The sequence below is a fragment of the Streptomyces smyrnaeus genome (assembly GCF_017676345.1).
In the GTDB taxonomy this organism is placed as follows: domain Bacteria; phylum Actinomycetota; class Actinomycetes; order Streptomycetales; family Streptomycetaceae; genus Streptomyces; species Streptomyces smyrnaeus.
On sequence record NZ_JAFFZM010000033.1, the window covers coordinates 45,976 to 63,131 of the forward strand.

Genomic DNA, 17,156 nt, shown 5'->3' on the forward strand with positions numbered 1-17,156 from the left:
CGGGCCGAGCCACTGTTCGGCCCGTGAACAGGCTCCCTCCGGCGCCGGGCACACAGCCGGGAGGGGCCCACGGGCAGTGCCCGTGGACCCCTCCCGATGTGGCGGATCCAGCTGTGCGAACCGGTCGGTGACGCGGGCGTCAGTGGTGCCCGTGTCCGCTCTCGATCTCCTGGTACTCCTCGCGGGTGGGCTTGGGGATCTGTCCCGACTCCCCGAAGTAGCCCTTGGAGAGCCTGGCCCGCAGCTTCTGCCCGCGGGAGACCTTCCGCTCGACGCCGTTCTCGTCCGTCAGCGGACCGATCTCCACCGGCTGGTACTGGTCGTGCGCGGTGAGCGTGTGCAGGTGCTCCTGCGACAGCGGCTCGTGGATCTCGACGAACTCACCGTGCGGCAGCCGCTTGATGGTGCCGGTCTCCCGGCCGTGCAGCACCTTCTCCCTGTCCTTGCGCTGCAGCCCCAGGCAGATGCGCCTGGTGATCCAGAAGACCAGGACGGGCAGGACGAAGAACGCGATGCGTACGAACCAGGTGATCGCGTTGATCGACAAGTGGAAGTGCGTCGCCCACAGGTCGTTGCCGCCGCCGACGAGGAGCACGAAGTACCAGGTGATCCACGCCGCACCGAATCCGGTACGCGTCGGCGCGTTGCGCGGCCGGTCCGCGATGTGGTGCTCGCGCTTGTCGCCGGTCACCCATGCCTCGATGAAGGGGTACATGGCGATGACGACGAGCACCAGCGGGAAGACGATCACGAGCGGGATGGCCACACCGAGCGCCAGCGTATGACCCCACAGGTTGATCTCCCAGCCAGGCATCACCCGGATCAGGCCCTCGGAGAAGCCCATGTACCAGTCGGGCTGGGCGTTGGTCGACACCTGGTCCGGCCGGTAGGGCCCGAGCACCCAGATCGGGTTGATGGTGAACAGCGCCGCGATGGCCGCGATCACACCGAAGACCAGGAAGAAGAAGCCTCCGGCCTTGGCCATGTAGACCGGCAGCAGCGGCATACCGACCACATTGGTGTTCTTGCGGCCGGGACCGGCGAACTGGGTGTGCTTGTGGTAGAAGACCAGGATCAGGTGTGCCACCAGCAGCCCGAGCATGATGCCCGGCAGCAGCAGGATGTGGATCGAGTAGAACCTGGCCACGAAGTCGTCGCCGGGGAACTCCCCGCCGAACAGGAACATCGCCAGATAGGTGCCCACGATCGGCACGGACAGGATCGCGCCCTCCATGAACCGGACACCGGTACCGGAGAGCAGGTCGTCCGGGAGCGAGTAGCCGGTGAAGCCGGTGAACATGCCCAGCACGAAGAGCAGGAACCCGAAGACCCAGTTGACCTCGCGCGGCTTGCGGAACGCCCCCGTGAAGAAGACGCGCATCATGTGCACGAACATCGCCGCGAGGAAGATCAGCGCCGCCCAGTGGTGGATCTGCCGCACGAGCAGACCACCGCGTACGTCGAAGCTGATGTCCAGTGTCGAGGCGAACGCCTCCGACATCCGCACACCGTGCATCGGCGTGTAGGAACCGTGGTACTCCACCTCGGCCATCGACGGGTGGAAGAACAGCGTCAGATAGACGCCGGTCAGGATGATGATGATGAAGCTGTAGAGCGCGACCTCACCCAGCATGAAGGACCAGTGGTCCGGGAAGATCTTGCGCATGTTGGCCTTGGCCAGGCTGTAGAGGCCCAGCCGTCCGTCGGCCCAGTCGGCGACCCGCTCGCCCGCGGGTGCCTTCTTCTTGCCCTCGGCAGCCGCGCTGCCCGGGGTATCGGTTCCAGTACTCATCCGCGCTCCCAGAAGGCCGGACCGACGGGCTCCGCGAAGTCGCCCTGCGCTTCGAGGTAGCCGTCCTTGTTGACGCTGATGTTGAGCTGCGGCAGCGGATGGCCGGCGGGTCCGAAGAGCACGCGCGCACCGTCGGCGAGGTCGAACGTCGACTGGTGGCACGGGCACAGGACGTGGTGGGTCTGCTGCTCGTAGAGGCTGACGGGGCAGCCGACGTGCGTGCAGATCTTGGAGAAGGCGACGATGCCCTCGTGCGACCAGTCCAGCTCGCGCTTGTCCTTGATGTCGTTCGGCTCCAGCCGGACGATCATCAAAGCCGCCTTGGCGATCTCCTTCTGGAAGTCGTGGTCGTCCTCCTCCAGGCCCTCGGGCTTGGCGAAGGTGAGCGACCCGACGGCGATGTCCTCGGGACGCAGCGGCTCGTTGGTGTTCTCGTTGACGAGCAGCTTGCCCTTGGCCCAGGCGGTGTGCCGCAGCTTGTCCTTCGGCAGCGGGCCCAGGTCGCGCAGCAGGACGACGCCGGAGAGCGGCACCAGGGCCACGGCACCGAACATCGTGTTGCGGATGAGCTTCCGGCGACCGAGGGCCGACTCCTTGGCGCCCTGCTTGAAGTCGGAGATGACCTTCTCGCGGACCTCCGGAGGGGCGGCGATGGGGTGCCGCTCGTCGACCATCTCCTCGTCGGACATCAGGGTGCGCGCCCAGTGGACGGCACCGGCGCCGATGCAGAAGAGGGCGACACCGAGGGTGAGGCCGAGCGCCAGGTTCAGCGCGCTGACGCGCCCGAGCGGCCAGACATAGACGATCTTGTCGATCGGGAAGGCCACGAAGGAGGCGATGAAGCCCACCGTGGCCAGCATGGACAGCGTGAAGAGGAAGGCGACGGTGCGCTCGGAGCGCTTGGCCGCCCGCTCGTCGATGTCCTGGATGCGGTGCTCGTGCGGCGGCAGTCCCGGATCCGCGAAGGGATCGGACTTGGCCACCTGAGCCCCGTGGGCTTCTTCCTGCGCGGCAGGCAGGTTCTCGTCTGACACGTTCTCGTCTGGTCCAGTCTGGCTACTCATGACTTCTTGGCCTTTGCAGTCCGAGCGGCGACCCAGACGGCGACAGCGATCAGCGCGCCGAGGCCGAAGATCCAGGCGAACATGCCCTCGGCGACGGGGCCGAAGCCACCGAGCTTGAACCCGCCCGGGCTCTCCGACTTCTCGCCGTTGACCTCCTTCACGTACGCGACGATGTCCCGCTTGTCCTTCTCGGGAAGCGCACCGTCGGTGAAGGACGGCATGTTCTGGGGGCCGGTCTGCATGGCCTCGTAGATGTGCTTTTCGGAGACACCGCTGAGGTCGGGCGCGAACTTGCCGTGTGTGAGGGCGCCGCCCTCACCGGTGAAGTTGTGGCACTGCGCACAGTTGGTGCGGAAGAGTTCCCCACCCCTGGCCACGTCCGCACCGCTCGGGTCGTACATGTCCTTGGTGGGTGTGCTCGGGCCGGAGCCGAGCGAGGCGACGTACGCGGCGAGCTGGTTGATCTCGTCCTGGTCGTAGACCTTCGGCTTCTTGGGCACCTGGGCGCCGGGCTGCTGGGCCGGCATCCGGCCGGTGCCGACCTGGAAGTCCACCGCCGCGGCCCCGACACCGACCAGGCTGGGACCGTCGCTGGTCCCCTGGCCGCCGGTTCCGTGGCAGCTGGAGCACCCGGTGGCGTAGAGCTTCTTGCCCTCCTCGATGGCGAGGGACTTACTCGACTCCTGCTCGGCCTTGGCCTCACCCGCGGGAGCGAACGCGGTGTACAGCCCCCCGGTGGCCGCCAGCGCGAAGAGTAGAACGACAAGCGCCGCCAGCGGATGGCGCCGTCGTGCGGAGAGCTTTTTCACGGATTACCCCGGTGTCAGGATCTTCTCGTCGATGCTGTGTCTGTCCGTCTGTTCCGTAGTCCGCCTGTGCGGTACGGCGCGCGGCGGTGCCGCGTACGTCCGGTTACCGGATCAGGTAGATCGTGGCGAAGAGGCCGATCCAGACGACATCGACGAAGTGCCAGTAGTAGGACACGACGATGGCGGCGGTGGCCTGGTGGTGAGTGAACCGCCTGGCCGCATAGGTGCGCCCCAGGACGAACAGGAAGGCGATGAGACCGCCTGTCACGTGCATCCCGTGGAAACCGGTGGTCAGGTAGAACACCGATCCGTACGGACTCGAGGAGAGTGAGGTGCCCTCCTTGACCAGCTCCGTGTACTCGAAGACCTGGCCGCCGATAAAGATCGCACCCATGATGAAGGTGACGATGAACCACGCGCGGAGCTTCTTCACGTCCCCGCGCTCGGCAGCGAAGACGCCGAGCTGACAGGTGAGCGAGGAGAGCACCAGGATCGTGGTGTTCGTCGCCGCGAAGGGAAGGTTCAGCTCAGACGCATGCTCCTTCCAGTACTCGGCGCCGGTCACCGACCTCAGGGTGAAGTACATCGCGAAGAGGGCCGCGAAGAACATCAGCTCGGAACTCAGCCAGATGATGGTTCCGACGCTGGTGAGGTTCGGCCGGTTGACCGATGGGTGCGCGTGCCCGGTTTCTACTGCTGTTGCTGTCGCCACGACCGACATTATGTCGGTCGCTTATCCCGGCCTCACTTCGGGGGGTCCCGTTCGGTGTGTCCGTACCCGACGCCCGCCCCGTGTCCAGCGAAGACGGCACGCGCGTACCCGTCCTACGGACCCGTACCGGTGCGTGCTGACCGGTGTTGACGGTGCGTCGAAGGGAGTAGCATCCGAGCGGCGCCACCGTGGAAAGCGGCTCCGAGCCGCCCGGTGCGTCAGCGGTTCACCCGATACGGACGCGGAGGAACGATGCAGCCGACCGCCACGGTGCTGGTCTACAGCGACAACGCCACCACCCGCGAGCAGGTGCGGCTCGCCGGGGGGCGCCGACCCGCCACCGACGTGCCCGAGGTCCGGTACGTGGAGTGCGCGACCCTGCCCGCCGTGCTCGCCACCCTGGAGGAGCTGCACGTGGACGCGTGCGTGCTGGACGGGGAGAGCGCCCCGGCCGGTGGCATGGGCGTGTGCCGGCAGATCAAGGACGAGATCTTCGACTGCCCGCCGGTGCTGCTGCTGATCGGCAGGCCGCAGGACGCCTGGCTGGCGACCTGGAGCCGGGCCGAGGCGACCGTCTCGCACCCGGTGGACCCGGTGGCGCTGGCCGACGCGCTGGCCGGGCTGCTGCGGGACCGCACCGCCGACAGGAGCCTCGCCACGACCTGAGCACCGGGTCGGGGCCGAGCAGACAGTGCCGCGCCCGGCTGTCCTCCGAACGGGGGACAGCCGGGCGCGTCGCCGTTGTCACGCCTTTCTCGTCACATCGGGGACGGGTCACACCTGGGGGCGGAGCCGCGCGACGTCCGCGGGGCCGCTGCCGACCGGCTCGTCCTTGTGGACGGCGCTGCCGGCGCGCCACTTCTTCCACTCCAGATTCCAGTCCCCGAAGCCGTTGCCGAAGGGGGCCATCTTCTCGCCCGCTGTGTTGACGTGCTGGACGATGTCGCCCTGGCGGACGTTCTTGAAGAACCACTTGGCGTTGGCGCTGCTCATGCCGGTGCAGCCGTGACTGGTGTTGGAGACGCCCTGGGAGCTGACCGACCAGGGGGCGCCGTGCACGTACTCGCCGCTGTTGGTGAGCCGGGTGGCCCAGTAGACCGGCAGGTCGTAGAAGTCCGAGGCGCCGATGCTGGCGCTCGTCATCCGCACGAAGGGCTCCTTGGTGAGAATCACCTTGATGCCGTTGCGGGTCTCGTAGCCCGCCTTGCCCGTGGTGACGGGTATGGAGCGGACGGTCTTGCCGTTCTTCTTGACGGTCATCACCAGTGAGGAGGCGTCCGTGATCGCTTCTATTCGGTCGCCGGTCTTCATCCGAACGGGTTCGGCTTTGCCGCCGTACAGCCCGTCGCGCACCTTGAGGCCCTGGAGCGAGGAGCGGAGGGTGATGGAGGCGTGGGCGGGCCAGTAGGAGCGGGGCCGGTAGTGCAGCTCCTTGCTGTTCACCCAGTGCCAGGCCCCCTCCACATGAGGCCTGGACCTCACCTTCAGTGCCCGCTCGACCAGCTCGCGCTGCTTGTGGCCCTTGATGGGCCGGCTCAGCTCCGCCGTGAGGGGCTGTCCGACGCCGTAGGTGCCGTTGTCCGGGCCCAGCTTGACCTTCAGGTGCTTGGAGGCGGGCTTGGTCTCGAAATGCATTGTGCGGCGCCCTGGAGCGCCCTCGTCGTTCTCCGTGCTGACCCGGAGGGTGTAGCGCGCTCCGGCGGCCAGCGGCCCGGTGCTGTGCCAGCGCTTGCCGTCGGCGGACATCTCGCCGGGCAGCGCGCGGCCCTTGGTGTCGGTGGCGAGGACGTCGGTGAGGGTGTCGCCGTGCTGGGCGGTGATCTCCAGCGGCTTCTCGGGGTCGACGTCCTTGCTGTCGGCGTCGGCGTTGACGGCGACCACGTCGGTGGCGTCGTAGGGGGCGGAGGCGAGCGAGCTGTCACCGGTGCTGCCGCTGCCGCAGGCGGCGAGCCCCACGGAGAGGGGCGCCAGCAGCAGGGCGCAGCTCTTGACCATCCGGCGCTTGTGCTTACGGGACAGGGTTCGGGGGGTGAGGACCCCCTGCGCTATCGCGGTGCGTGGGCTGTGACTCATGCGCCCAAAATATGAAGAATCGTCAATTCGGGCGCGCTGGGTGCGTACAAACGGGTCGGCCCCCCGGAGTGTCGGGGGGCCGATCCTTGCGTTTTTCGGTTGTCCGGTCTCGCTCGTCCGGTGCCGCGTTGGCTACTGGGTGCGGTTCTCACCGTGGTAGTACTCGAACACCCAGCCGAACAGGCCGATCAGCAGCAGCGGTGCCGAGACGTACACCAGCCACCAGCCGAGGGCCACGCCCCCGAAGGCGAAGGCGCCACCGAGGCCCAGCACGAGCGGCTGCCAGCTGTACGGGCTGAAGAAGCCCAGCTCACCGGCGTCGTCCGCGACATCGGCCTCCCGGTTGTCCTGAGCTCCGGTGTCGACCCGGCGCGCGGTGAACGCCAGGTAGTAGCCGATCATGATGGACAGACCGAAGGCCAGGAAGAGGCCCGTGGTACCCACCGGCTCCTTCGACCAGAGTCCGTAGGTGATGGCGACCGCCAGCAGGAAGACCGACAGCCACAGGAACATCTTGCCCTGGATCTTCACTTCCCGGCCTCCTTGCTGCCGGCGAGCGCCTTCTCTTCCCTGTCCACGTTCTCCAGCTCATCGAGCGCGGAGATCTCCGGGTGGTGCAGGTCGAAGGCCGGGGATTCGGAGCGGATACGGGGCAGGGTGAGGAAGTTGTGCCGCGGGGGCGGGCAGCTTGTCGCCCATTCGAGCGAACGGCCATAGCCCCACGGGTCGTCGACCTCGATCTTCTCGCCGTACTTGTGCGTCTTCCACACGTTGTAGAAGAACGGCAGCAGCGACATGCCCAGCAGGAACGAGCTGATGGTGGAGATGGTGTTCAGCGCGGTGAAGCCGTCGGCGTGCAGGTAGTCGGCGTACCGGCGCGGCATGCCCTCGGCGCCCAGCCAGTGCTGCACCAGGAAGGTGCCGTGGAAGCCGATGAACAGCGTCCAGAAGGTGATCTTGCCGAGCCGCTCGTCGAGCATCTTGCCGGTGAACTTCGGCCACCAGAAGTGGAAGCCGGCGAACATCGCGAAGACCACGGTGCCGAAGACGACGTAGTGGAAGTGGGCGACGACGAAGTACGAGTCGGAGACGTGGAAGTCCATCGGCGGCGAGGCCAGGATGACACCGGTCAGACCACCGAAGGTGAAGGTGATCAGGAAGCCGATGGTCCACAGCATCGGTGTCTCGAAGGACAACGACCCCTTCCACATCGTGCCGATCCAGTTGAAGAACTTCACACCTGTCGGTACGGCGATCAGGAAGGTCATGAACGAGAAGAACGGCAACAGCACGCCGCCCGTGACGTACATGTGGTGCGCCCAGACCGTCACCGACAGACCGGCGATGGCGATGGTCGCGCCGATCAGACCGATGTAGCCGAACATCGGCTTACGGCTGAAGACCGGGATGACCTCCGAGACGATGCCGAAGAACGGCAGCGCGATGATGTACACCTCTGGATGGCCGAAGAACCAGAAGAGATGTTGCCACAGCAGCGCCCCTCCGTTGGCCGAGTCGAAGATGTGCGCCCCGAACTTCCGGTCGGCCTCCAGGGCGAACAGCGCGGCGGCCAGCACCGGGAAGGCCAGCAGCACCAGCACACCGGTGAGCAGCACGTTCCAGGTGAAGATCGGCATGCGGAACATCGTCATACCGGGGGCGCGCATGCAGATGATCGTGGTGATGAAGTTGACCGAGCCGAGGATCGTGCCGAAGCCGGAGAGGGCCAGACCCATGATCCACATGTCGGCACCGACGCTCGGGGAGCGGACCGCGTCCGACAGCGGCGAGTAGGCGAACCACCCGAAGTCGGCCGCGCCCTGCGGGGTGAGGAAGCCACCCACCGCGATCAGCGAACCGAAGAGGTAGAGCCAGTAGGCGAACATGTTCAGCCGCGGGAAGGCCACATCCGGTGAACCGATCTGCAGCGGCATGATCCAGTTCGCGAAGCCGGCGAACAGCGGGGTGGCGAACATCAGCAGCATGACCGTGCCATGCATGGTGAACGCCTGGTTGAACTGCTCGTTCGACATGATCTGCATACCCGGGCGGGCGAGCTCGGCGCGCATGAAGAGCGCCATGACACCGCCGATGCAGAAGAAGACGAACGACGTGATCAGGTACAGGCTGCCGATCTTCTTGTGGTCCGTCGTCGTCATCCAGTCGACAACGACCTGGCCGGGCCGCTTACGGCGTCCAGGGGTTGTTGTCGCCTCAGCCGTTGCGGCGGCGGCACCCTGGGGTTCGTTGAGGATGCTCACGGGTTATTCGTCTCCGCATTCTTGGCGCCGCCCGTGGTGGCGGTACCCGCCGGGATGTAGCCGGTCTGGCCCTTCTTCGCCAGATCCTCCAGGTGCTTTTGGTAGCGCTCCGGGGAGACGACCTTCACGTTGAAGAGCATCCGGGAGTGGTCGACGCCGCACAGCTCGGCACACTTGCCCCTGAAGGTGCCCTCCTTGTTGGGAGTCACCTCGAAGCGGTTGACATGGCCCGGGATGACGTCCTGCTTCATCAGGAACGGCAGGACCCAGAAGGAGTGGATGACGTCGCGGGAGGTCAGGATGAACTGGACCTTCTCCCCCTTGGGCAGCCACAGGGTCGGACCCGGGTTGCCGTTCTGCGGGTTCTTGTCGGCCGGGGTACCGACCGTGTGGACGCCCTCGGCACCCTTGGGGAAGCCCTTGGCCATCCGGTCCGGGATGGCGCTCAGCTCCTTGTCCAGCGCCTTGTGCGTGTTGACGTCCGTGTTGGGATCGCCGTCCACGTCCTCGACGTAGTTGAAGCCCCAGCTCCACTGGTAACCAACGACGTTGATGACGTGCGTGGGCTTGTTGGAGGTCGCCAGAAGCTTTGTCTCGTCCCGGGCCGTGAAGTAGAACAACACCGAGATGATGATGATCGGAACCACGGTGTACAGGCCCTCGATGGGCATGTTGTACCGGGTCTGCGGGGGGATCTCGACCTTGGACCGGGAGCGCCGGTGGAAGATGACGCTCCACAGGATCAGACCCCACACCAGCACGCCTACGGCGAGCGCGGCCGCCCAGGAGCCCTGCCACAGAGAGAGGATCCGCGGCGCCTCGTCCGTGACCGGGGTGGGCATGCCGAGGCGGGGGAAGTCCTTTGATGTGCAACCGGTCGCGGTCGCCAGGACCAGGCCCGCGGCCAGCGCCTGCTGCAGCTTCCGCCGCATCGGGCGCCGCGACGAGCGGTCGGAGCCGTTGGGACTCACGTAGCGCCTTCCCGAGAGTCTCGCCCGCGTCGGTCGGGCGCGGCCCTCTTACGTGGTCGGGCGCCGGCCCAGGCGCGGGCAGGGGTTTGGATGTTTATGCGGACCAAACCCTAGCCGACGCCATTTGGGGTCGCGCGGGGAGGGGGCGTAACGCGCCGCGCGCCACCCTGATGGGGTGGAATGCCGCCAGGCCACGCCCGAACTGACGCTGTGCAGGCCGGTTCCCGGCCGGTTGCCGGTCGGCTCCCGGCCCGCTCCGGGGCGGCCTTGGCGCCCGGTTCGCGCGGTGCGGGTGCGGCGGTAGCGTACAAGTGTGTCCTATTTCGATGCCGCCTCCTCGCTCCCGCTCCACCCCGTCGCCCGGCAGGCGCTGCTGGCGTCGGTGGACGAGGGCTGGGCCGATCCCGCCCGCCCACACCGGGAGGGCCGACGCGCGCGGATGCTGCTGGACGCGGCGCGCGAGACCGCGGCCGAGGCCGTCGGATGCCGCCCGGACGAACTGCGGTTCACCTCTTCGGGTACCCAGGCGCTGCACACCGGGATCAGGGGGGTGCTGGCGGCGCGCCGCCGTGCCGGACGGCGGCTGGTCGTCTCGGCCGTCGAACACTCCGCCGTGCTGCACACCGCCGAGGCCCACGAGCGCTCCGGCGGCCTGGTGCGGGAGGTCGGCGTCGACCGCACGGGACGGGTGGAGGCACAGGAGTGGAAACAGGCGCTCGGCGAGGACTGCGCGCTGGCCTGTCTGCAGTCCGCCAACCATGAGGTCGGTACCGTCCAGCCGGTCGCGGAGGCCGCCGAGGCCTGCGCCGAGGCGGGCGTGCCGCTGCTGGTGGACGCGGCGCAGTCGCTGCCCTGGGGGCCCGTGGAGGGGCCGTGGTCGCTGCTGACCGGGAGCGCCCACAAGTGGGGCGGCCCGGCCGGGGTGGGGCTGCTCGCCGTCCGCAAGGGGGTGCGCTTCGCTCCGCCCGGGCCGGTGGACGAACGGGAGCGGGGGGCCGCGCCCGGGTTCGAGAACATCCCCGCCGTGGTCGCCGCCGCCGCCGCACTGCGGGCCGTACGGGCCGAGGCCGACGCGGAGGCCGCCCGGCTGCGGGCCCTCGTCGACCGGATCAGGGCCCGGGTGCCGGAGCTGGTGCCGGACACCGAGGTCGTCGGCGACCCCGTACGGCGGCTCCCGCACCTGGTGACCTTCTCCTGTCTGTACGTGGACGGCGAGGCCCTGCTGCACGCGCTGGACACCGCCGGCTACTCGGTGTCCAGCGGCTCGTCGTGCACCTCCAGCACGCTGACCCCGAGCCATGTGCTGCGGGCCATGGGCGTGCTGTCCGAGGGCAACGTGCGGGTGTCGCTGCCCCCGGGGACGGCCGAGAGCGAGGTGGACCGGTTCCTGGAGGCGCTGCCCGGGGCCGTCGAGGGTGTACGCGCACACCTGGGCATCGGCGCCCGGGCCGAGCCCGCCGACCGCGGCGCGGCGGAGGCGGAGGTCACCGTCGACGCGCGGGGCAAGCTGTGCCCGCTGCCCGTGATCGAGCTGGCCAAGGTGATCGAGGACGTGCCCGCCGGGGGCGTCGTCCGGGTGCTCGCCGACGACGAGGCCGCCCGGCTCGACATCCCGGCCTGGTGCGAGATGACGGGGCACGCCTTCGAAGGGGTGGAGGGCGTCGAGTACCGGGTGCGGCGCACGGCACCCCGTCGCGGGGCGTGACCGGGCGGGGCGTGACCGCGCGGGGCGCTCACAGAAAGGCTCCCGAGGGGATGTAAGGGGTCGGGGGGCGCAGGCCGCGGAAGCAGACGAAGCCCTCGGCGCGCAGCTCCAGCCCGGCCCGGAGCCCGACGTCCACGGCCCACTGCTGCTCGGCGGTGATGTCGTGCACCTCCACCGCGACGCCCTCCCCCACCCCGAGCAGCGCCGCGCTCAGCACCCGGGTGGCGAGCCGTCGCGAGGTGGCGCCCAGCAGGGCGACCTTGGCGCCGTCGGAGTCGTCGCCGATGTAGCAGTAGCCGCTGCCGGCCAGGTCGTCCGCGACGACCAGCCGGTGGTGCCGCAGCAGAAAGTCGTGGTCGGGCCCGTGGGCGCCGCCCCGCAGCCGCCGGTCGACGGAGTCGAGCAGGTCCCGGTCGCGCGGGCCGCCCTCGACCGCGGCGCCCTCGACCTTGCCCAGCCCCGCCCGGTCGACGACGCCGCGCATCCGGATGGTGGGGTGCAGTGCGAATCCGGCCTGCCGGTACACCCGGGCGGCGGCGGGGTGCCGGGAGCAGCAGATGATGCCGCGCAGGCAGCCGCGTCCGTACTCCAGCGTGCGCTGCAGCAGTGCGCTTCCGACCCCCTTGCCCTGGACCCCGGGCAGGACGGCCAGCAGCGCCAGGCCCCAGGTGCCCTCGCGGATGTGGGACTGGGCCACGCCGATGGCCTGGCCGGTCCGGTCCTCGGCCAGCCAGCTGCCCGCCGGGTCGTGCCGGACGATGTGCAGGATCTTCTCCCGGCTGCGCGCCGCACGTGCCGCCGAGGGCGGGTTCGGCGGAGTGTCGCCCTTGAGGGCGTGCGAGGCCCCGAACGCCGCCTCGGCCAGCTTCCGTACGGTCTCCGCGTCGTCCTGGGTGTCCCTGACCGGTCGCAGCAGCATCCACGCACCGTACGGCGCTGCCAGGGGCCGCCTCAACGGAGTTGCTGGGCTACGGGAGGGCCAGCATGCGCTCCAGCGCCAGCTTGGCGTACTTCTCCGTCTCCGCGTCGACCTCGATCCGGTTGACGACGTTGCCGTCGGCCAGCGACTCCAGGGCCCACACCAGGTGCGGCAGGTCGATGCGGTTCATCGTCGAGCAGAAGCAGACGGTGCGGTCGAGGAAGACGATCTCCTTGTCCTCGGCGGCGAAGCGGTTGGCCAGCCGCCGTACGAGGTTGAGTTCGGTGCCCACGGCCCACTTGGAGCCGGCGGGAGCAGCTTCCAGGGCCTTGATGATGTACTCCGTGGAGCCGACCTGGTCCGCCGCGGCGACGACCTCGTGCTTGCACTCGGGGTGCACCAGCACATTGACGCCCGGGATGCGCTCGCGCACCTCGCGCACCGACTCCAGCGAGAAGCGGCCGTGCACCGAGCAGTGGCCGCGCCACAGGATCATCTTGGCGTCACGCAGCTGCTGCGTGGTCAGACCGCCGTTCGGCTTGTGCGGGTTGTAGACGACGCAGTCGTCCAGCGTCATGCCCATCTCCCGCACGGCGGTGTTGCGGCCGAGGTGCTGGTCGGGGAGGAAGAGCACCTTCTCCCCTTCGCCGAAGGCCCACTCCAGGGCCCGTTTGGCGTTGGAGGAGGTGCATATGGTGCCGCCGTGCCGGCCGGTGAACGCCTTGATGTCGGCGGAGGAGTTCATGTAGGAGACCGGGACGGTGGTGTCGGCGACCCCGGCCTCGATCAGGACCTCCCAGCACTCGGCCACCTGTTCGGCGCTGGCCATGTCCGCCATCGAGCAGCCGGCCGCCAGGTCGGGGAGGACGACCTGCTGGGCCTGGGAGGTGAGGATGTCGGCGGACTCGGCCATGAAGTGCACGCCGCAGAAGACGATGTACTCGGCCTCGGGGCGGGCCGCGGCGTCCCGGGCCAGCTTGAAGGAGTCACCGGTCACATCGGCGAACTCGATGACCTCGTCGCGCTGGTAGTGGTGGCCGAGCACGAAGACGCGGTCGCCGAGCTTCTCCTTGGCGGCGCGCGCACGGGCCACCAGGTCCGGGTCGGAGGGGGCGGGAAGGTCGCCGGGGCACTCGACTCCGCGCTCGCTCTTGGGATCGGCCTCACGGCCGAGCAGCAGCAGTGCGAGCGGGGTCGGCTGTACGTCCAGCGGCTGGGCGGCACTCACAGGACCAGCCCTTTCTGTGGCTCGGTTCGACGCTCGGGTACGGCTCCGCGTCGGATTCTCGTCTAAGTGACGTTATCTATCATAACCGCTTCATGTCACTTTGACGATGGCCATCGCGTCGATGTGACGCATTCCCAGTCGCTCCGGCTGTGTGCGAGCATGAAGTGACCACTCCTGGAATGAATCCGGGATGCCGTCGGTTGAGCCGACGGTAAGAGAGCAGTCCGTACAACCCGGGAGAGAAGCAGATGTCCGTTTCGGACGAGACCGCTGTAAGCGAGGGCATCATCCTGTCCGACGCCGCCGCGGCGAAGGTCAAGAGCCTGCTTGAGCAGGAAGGCCGCGAAGACCTGGCGCTGCGCGTCGCCGTCCAGCCGGGTGGCTGCTCCGGCCTGCGGTACCAGCTCTTCTTCGACGAGCGCTCGCTCGACGGCGACGTGGTCAAGGATTTCGACGGCGTCAAGGTCGTCACCGACCGGATGAGCGCCCCCTACCTCGGCGGCGCCTCCATCGACTTCGTCGACACCATCGAGAAGCAGGGCTTCACGATCGACAACCCGAACGCCACCGGCTCCTGCGCCTGTGGCGACTCCTTCAACTGAGCCACCCGCGGTCGGCCGCTGCCGGCCGACCGAAGCCGTGACAAGGGCGGCGGACTCCCCCCACCAGGAGTCCGCCGCCCTTGTCGTTCCCGGGAGCGGCGCCGGTCACTTACGGGGCAGCTGCTTGCCGTCCCGCACGTCCAGCACCTTGCGGTCGCCCAGCTTCTTGTCGAGCTCCACCTCGACCGTCTGCCGCTTGGCGATCTTGACGCAGACGTTCTTGCCATCCTTCTTCTTCTCAGCCTCGATCCTGACCTTCACCTCGGAGCCGGACTCCTCGGCGGTGGCCTTGTAGGTGTCGCACACCCCGCCCCAGAAGGTCAGCTTCAGGGTGCGGCCCGCCACCCGGTAGGACTCGGCAGCCTGTACGGCCTTCGCACCGCCCGAGCCGACATCGCCGCTGCCCGGCTTCCCGGGGTGACCGGAGGTCTTCGAGGGCTTGAGATGCTCCGGCTTCACCGCCGGATGGGTGACCTCCATATCACCGCCACCGGGCCGCTTCACCTCGTAGATCCACGCCGGTACGAGCAGCGGCTTGCCGTGCGAGCGCTCCAGCGAGAGCCCGAAGACCGCGTCGCCGATCTTCGTCGGCTCCTTCCCCTGCTCGCCCTCGCCCGCGTGACCGCCCCGCGACTGGCTCGCCTTGTTCAACTGGTCCAGCGTCGCCGTGGCGCTCTGCACCGGGTAGACCGCGCCCTTGCGGGTCTGGTTCCAGCTGCCCTGTGCCCGGGTGACGGACCCCTTGTCGTCCACCACGAAAGTGCTGTCCCAGCCGTGCGTCGGCATGCCGGCGACCTTGGGCGAGGCGGTGACCGTACGGGTGCCGCCGACCGCCGATCCGGCGTCCAGCTCGGCGTCCTTGAGACCGAGAGCGCGCAGTGCCGGGCGTACCGCATCCTTCGCCTCGGCGGCGGAGAGGGGCTTTCCGCCCGGTGCAGGATCGGGCTCGGCGTCCAGCGGAACGGTGTCGCCGTTCTGGTACGTCCACGCGCCGCCGGCGCCTCCACGCTCCGCGGTCAGCCGGGGACCCTTGCCCTGGCCGCCACCCGCCTGCCAGCGGCCCTCCTCGGCCTTGACGCCGCCCTTGACCTTCAGCGCCTCGGCAAGCTTTGCCACCTGCCCCCGGCTCACGTCGTGCCCGGGCTTGCGGACGGCCGCGGACTCGGGGCCGTCCGGCAGCTCGCCCTCGGCGCGATAGCCCCGCGGACCCATCGGCTCACCGGGGGCGATGCCCTCACCGCTGTCCCGCGCCGAGGTGGCGGTGCCGTCCAGCGCCAGCTTCGGAGGCCCGTCGGCGCGCTCGCCGCCCGCCGCGTTGTCCGAGCCGGCACCCCGGCCCGACCCGCCCGTATCACCGTCGAAGGCGGAGGACGCCCAGTACGCGCCGCCCCCGCCCGCCACCAGGACCGCGGCGGCCACAGCGACGACGGAGAGCTGCCGCCGCCTGCTCCGGGGCGCCGGCCGGCCCTCGGTCTCGGAGGACTGGTCTGTACTCACCGAAAACTCCTTTGGCTCCGCGTCCACGAGGCCCCTGCGCGAGGGGGGGGCTCCCGCCCTCCCTCGTGCGGGGGACGTGAGTGGGACGGCCCCCGGAAGCGGACGGTTCCCGACCGGGGCTCCGCGACGCGGCCGGGGCCGATCAGTCGCCGTACTCGGACATCCCGTCCAGCAGCCGCGCGGAGCGCACCGGCACACGGACGCCGTGCAACGACGAGAACGCGACAGGGCGCCGCTCCTGGGGCACCGCGCACGCGGCGGTCCAGTGCGGAACCATCCGTGCGCAGTCGCCGAGCAGTTGTTCCATCGACTCATGCTCGACGTATTCGGCCGGGAAAGGCGCTGTTTTCCACATGAGGATCACGCTACGCATCGGATGAGCTGCCCGGAAGACCCTACTATGAGGTAGTTGTGTCCTGTTCGACTCCGGGGACCCAGCGGGTAGCGTGGCGAGCGCCTTTCCCTCGTGCGCTGGGCGTACGGGGGTACCCGATGTCTCTCAGGAGCAGAATTCGTCGTGCGTATCGCAGTCTGCGGCTCCATCGCAAACGACCACCTGATGACCTTCCCGGGGCGCTTCTCCGACCAACTGGTCGCCGACCAGTTGCACACGGTCTCGCTCTCCTTCCTCGTCGACCGCCTCGACATCCGCCGAGGCGGCGTCGGCGCCAACATCGCCTTCGGCATGGGACAACTCGGCGTCCGGCCGGTCCTCGTCGGCGCGGCGGGAGAGGACTTCGAGGAATACCGCGCCTGGCTCGAACGCCACGGCGTGGACACGGAGTCCGTGCACATCTCCGAAGTCGCGCACACCGCACGGTTCGTCTGCACCACGGACGCGGACAACAACCAGATCGGCTCGTTCTACACCGGCGCCATGAGCGAGGCCCGGAACATCGAACTCCAGCACGTCGCCGACCGCGTCGGCCGACTCGACCTGGTGCTCATCGGGGCCGACGACCCCGAGGGCATGATGCGCCACACCGAGGAGTGCCGCACCCGCGGCATCCCCTTCGCCGCCGACTACTCGCAGCAGATCGCGCGCATGGACGGCGAGGGCATCCGCAACCTCACCGACGGCGCCACCTATCTCTTCTCGAACGAGTACGAGAAGGAACTGATCGAGACCAAGACCGGCTGGAGCGACGAGGAAGTCCTCCAGCGGGTCGGTACCCGCGTCACCACGCTCGGCAAGAAGGGCGCCCGCATCGACCGGGCGGGCCAGGAGCCGATCGTGGTCGGCGTCGCCGAGGAGAAGCAGAAGGCCGACCCCACGGGGGTCGGCGACGCCTTCCGCGCCGGGTTCCTCTCCGGGCTCGCCTGGGGCGTCAGCCTGGAGCGGGCCGCGCAGGTCGGGTGCATGCTGGCGACTCTCGTCGTGGAGACGGTGGGTACGCAGGAGTACGAGTTGAAGCGCGTGCACTTCATGGAGCGCTTCACCAAGGCCTACGGCCATGATGCCGCCACCGAAGTGCAGGCCCACCTCTCCTGAGGGTCCAATACGGGGAGGGGGCCCGCCTGGG

The 17,156-nt window shown here is 68.8% G+C and carries 16 protein-coding genes; 4 read left to right on the plus strand and 12 right to left on the minus strand.

The annotated features are described in order from the left end of the window. Positions 1–139: 139 nt before the first annotated feature. The 4 genes from qcrB to ctaE all read right to left on the minus strand — a co-directional run bounded on the left by qcrB (position 140) and on the right by ctaE (position 4,386). Positions 140–1,792: a cytochrome bc1 complex cytochrome b subunit gene (qcrB, locus tag JW613_RS33050; protein ID WP_209214552.1), complete on the minus strand. Its 1,653-nt coding sequence runs from the start codon at positions 1,790–1,792 to the stop codon at positions 140–142. Further along, positions 1,789–2,856: a cytochrome bc1 complex Rieske iron-sulfur subunit gene (gene qcrA / locus JW613_RS33055; RefSeq protein WP_209214553.1), complete on the minus strand. Its 1,068-nt coding sequence runs from the start codon at positions 2,854–2,856 to the stop codon at positions 1,789–1,791. The genes qcrB and qcrA overlap by 4 nt, the downstream gene beginning before the upstream one ends. Then, complete coding sequence (gene qcrC / locus JW613_RS33060; RefSeq protein WP_209214554.1) at positions 2,853–3,665, minus strand: cytochrome bc1 complex diheme cytochrome c subunit; 813 nt, start codon at positions 3,663–3,665, stop codon at positions 2,853–2,855. Before qcrC ends, qcrA begins: the two co-directional genes overlap by 4 nt. Positions 3,666–3,768: 103 nt before the next feature. Beyond that, positions 3,769–4,386, minus strand: a complete 618-nt coding sequence (gene ctaE / locus JW613_RS33065; RefSeq protein WP_099880018.1) for an aa3-type cytochrome oxidase subunit III — start codon at positions 4,384–4,386, stop codon at positions 3,769–3,771. A 243-nt stretch (positions 4,387–4,629) separates the two neighbouring features. Between ctaE and JW613_RS33070 the strand changes: the two genes are divergently transcribed. Beyond that, positions 4,630–5,043: a hypothetical protein gene (locus JW613_RS33070; RefSeq protein WP_209214555.1), complete on the plus strand. Its 414-nt coding sequence runs from the start codon at positions 4,630–4,632 to the stop codon at positions 5,041–5,043. A gap of 108 nt (positions 5,044–5,151) precedes the next feature. Here JW613_RS33070 and JW613_RS33075 read toward each other — a convergent pair whose 3' ends face one another. The 4 genes from JW613_RS33075 to ctaC form a co-directional block, all read right to left on the minus strand. Beyond that, the gene (locus tag JW613_RS33075; RefSeq protein WP_209214556.1) at positions 5,152–6,450 is read right to left on the minus strand and encodes a L,D-transpeptidase; all 1,299 of its coding nucleotides are present in this window, start codon (positions 6,448–6,450) and stop codon (positions 5,152–5,154) included. 132 nt (positions 6,451–6,582) lie between these two features. Beyond that, entirely contained in the window at positions 6,583–6,981 is a 399-nt protein-coding gene (locus JW613_RS33080) for a cytochrome c oxidase subunit 4 (RefSeq protein ID WP_099880022.1), read from the minus strand. Next, entirely contained in the window at positions 6,978–8,711 is a 1,734-nt protein-coding gene (gene ctaD / locus JW613_RS33085; protein ID WP_099880024.1) for an aa3-type cytochrome oxidase subunit I, read from the minus strand. The genes JW613_RS33080 and ctaD overlap by 4 nt, the downstream gene beginning before the upstream one ends. Continuing rightward, the gene (ctaC, locus tag JW613_RS33090; protein WP_209214557.1) at positions 8,708–9,682 is read right to left on the minus strand and encodes an aa3-type cytochrome oxidase subunit II; all 975 of its coding nucleotides are present in this window, start codon (positions 9,680–9,682) and stop codon (positions 8,708–8,710) included. The genes ctaD and ctaC overlap by 4 nt, the downstream gene beginning before the upstream one ends. Before the next feature lie 313 nt (positions 9,683–9,995). Between ctaC and JW613_RS33095 the strand changes: the two genes are divergently transcribed. Further along, positions 9,996–11,387 (plus strand): cysteine desulfurase/sulfurtransferase TusA family protein, encoded by a 1,392-nt coding sequence (locus JW613_RS33095; protein ID WP_209214558.1) that lies wholly within the window; start codon positions 9,996–9,998, stop codon positions 11,385–11,387. 28 nt (positions 11,388–11,415) lie between these two features. Here JW613_RS33095 and JW613_RS33100 read toward each other — a convergent pair whose 3' ends face one another. Together JW613_RS33100 and nadA are read right to left on the minus strand one after the other, a co-directional pair. Then, positions 11,416–12,306, minus strand: a complete 891-nt coding sequence (locus JW613_RS33100; RefSeq protein WP_209214559.1) for a GNAT family N-acetyltransferase — start codon at positions 12,304–12,306, stop codon at positions 11,416–11,418. A 49-nt stretch (positions 12,307–12,355) separates the two neighbouring features. Then, positions 12,356–13,534 (minus strand): quinolinate synthase NadA, encoded by a 1,179-nt coding sequence (gene nadA, locus JW613_RS33105; protein WP_209214560.1) that lies wholly within the window; start codon positions 13,532–13,534, stop codon positions 12,356–12,358. A gap of 248 nt (positions 13,535–13,782) precedes the next feature. On the opposite strand from nadA, the gene JW613_RS33110 reads away from it, so the two are divergent. Next, on the plus strand, positions 13,783–14,136 hold the full coding sequence (locus JW613_RS33110; protein WP_209214561.1) for a HesB/IscA family protein: 354 nt from the start codon (positions 13,783–13,785) through the stop codon (positions 14,134–14,136). Positions 14,137–14,241: 105 nt separating this feature from the next. Here JW613_RS33110 and JW613_RS33115 read toward each other — a convergent pair whose 3' ends face one another. Together JW613_RS33115 and JW613_RS33120 are read right to left on the minus strand one after the other, a co-directional pair. Beyond that, positions 14,242–15,633, minus strand: coding sequence for a hypothetical protein (locus JW613_RS33115; protein ID WP_209214562.1), 1,392 nt, complete (start codon positions 15,631–15,633; stop codon positions 14,242–14,244). Between the two features lie 142 nt (positions 15,634–15,775). After that, positions 15,776–15,988 (minus strand): hypothetical protein, encoded by a 213-nt coding sequence (locus JW613_RS33120; RefSeq protein ID WP_209214563.1) that lies wholly within the window; start codon positions 15,986–15,988, stop codon positions 15,776–15,778. 162 nt (positions 15,989–16,150) lie between these two features. Between JW613_RS33120 and JW613_RS33125 the strand changes: the two genes are divergently transcribed. After that, positions 16,151–17,125, plus strand: a complete 975-nt coding sequence (locus JW613_RS33125) for a carbohydrate kinase family protein (protein WP_099880038.1) — start codon at positions 16,151–16,153, stop codon at positions 17,123–17,125. Positions 17,126–17,156 lie beyond the last annotated feature (31 nt).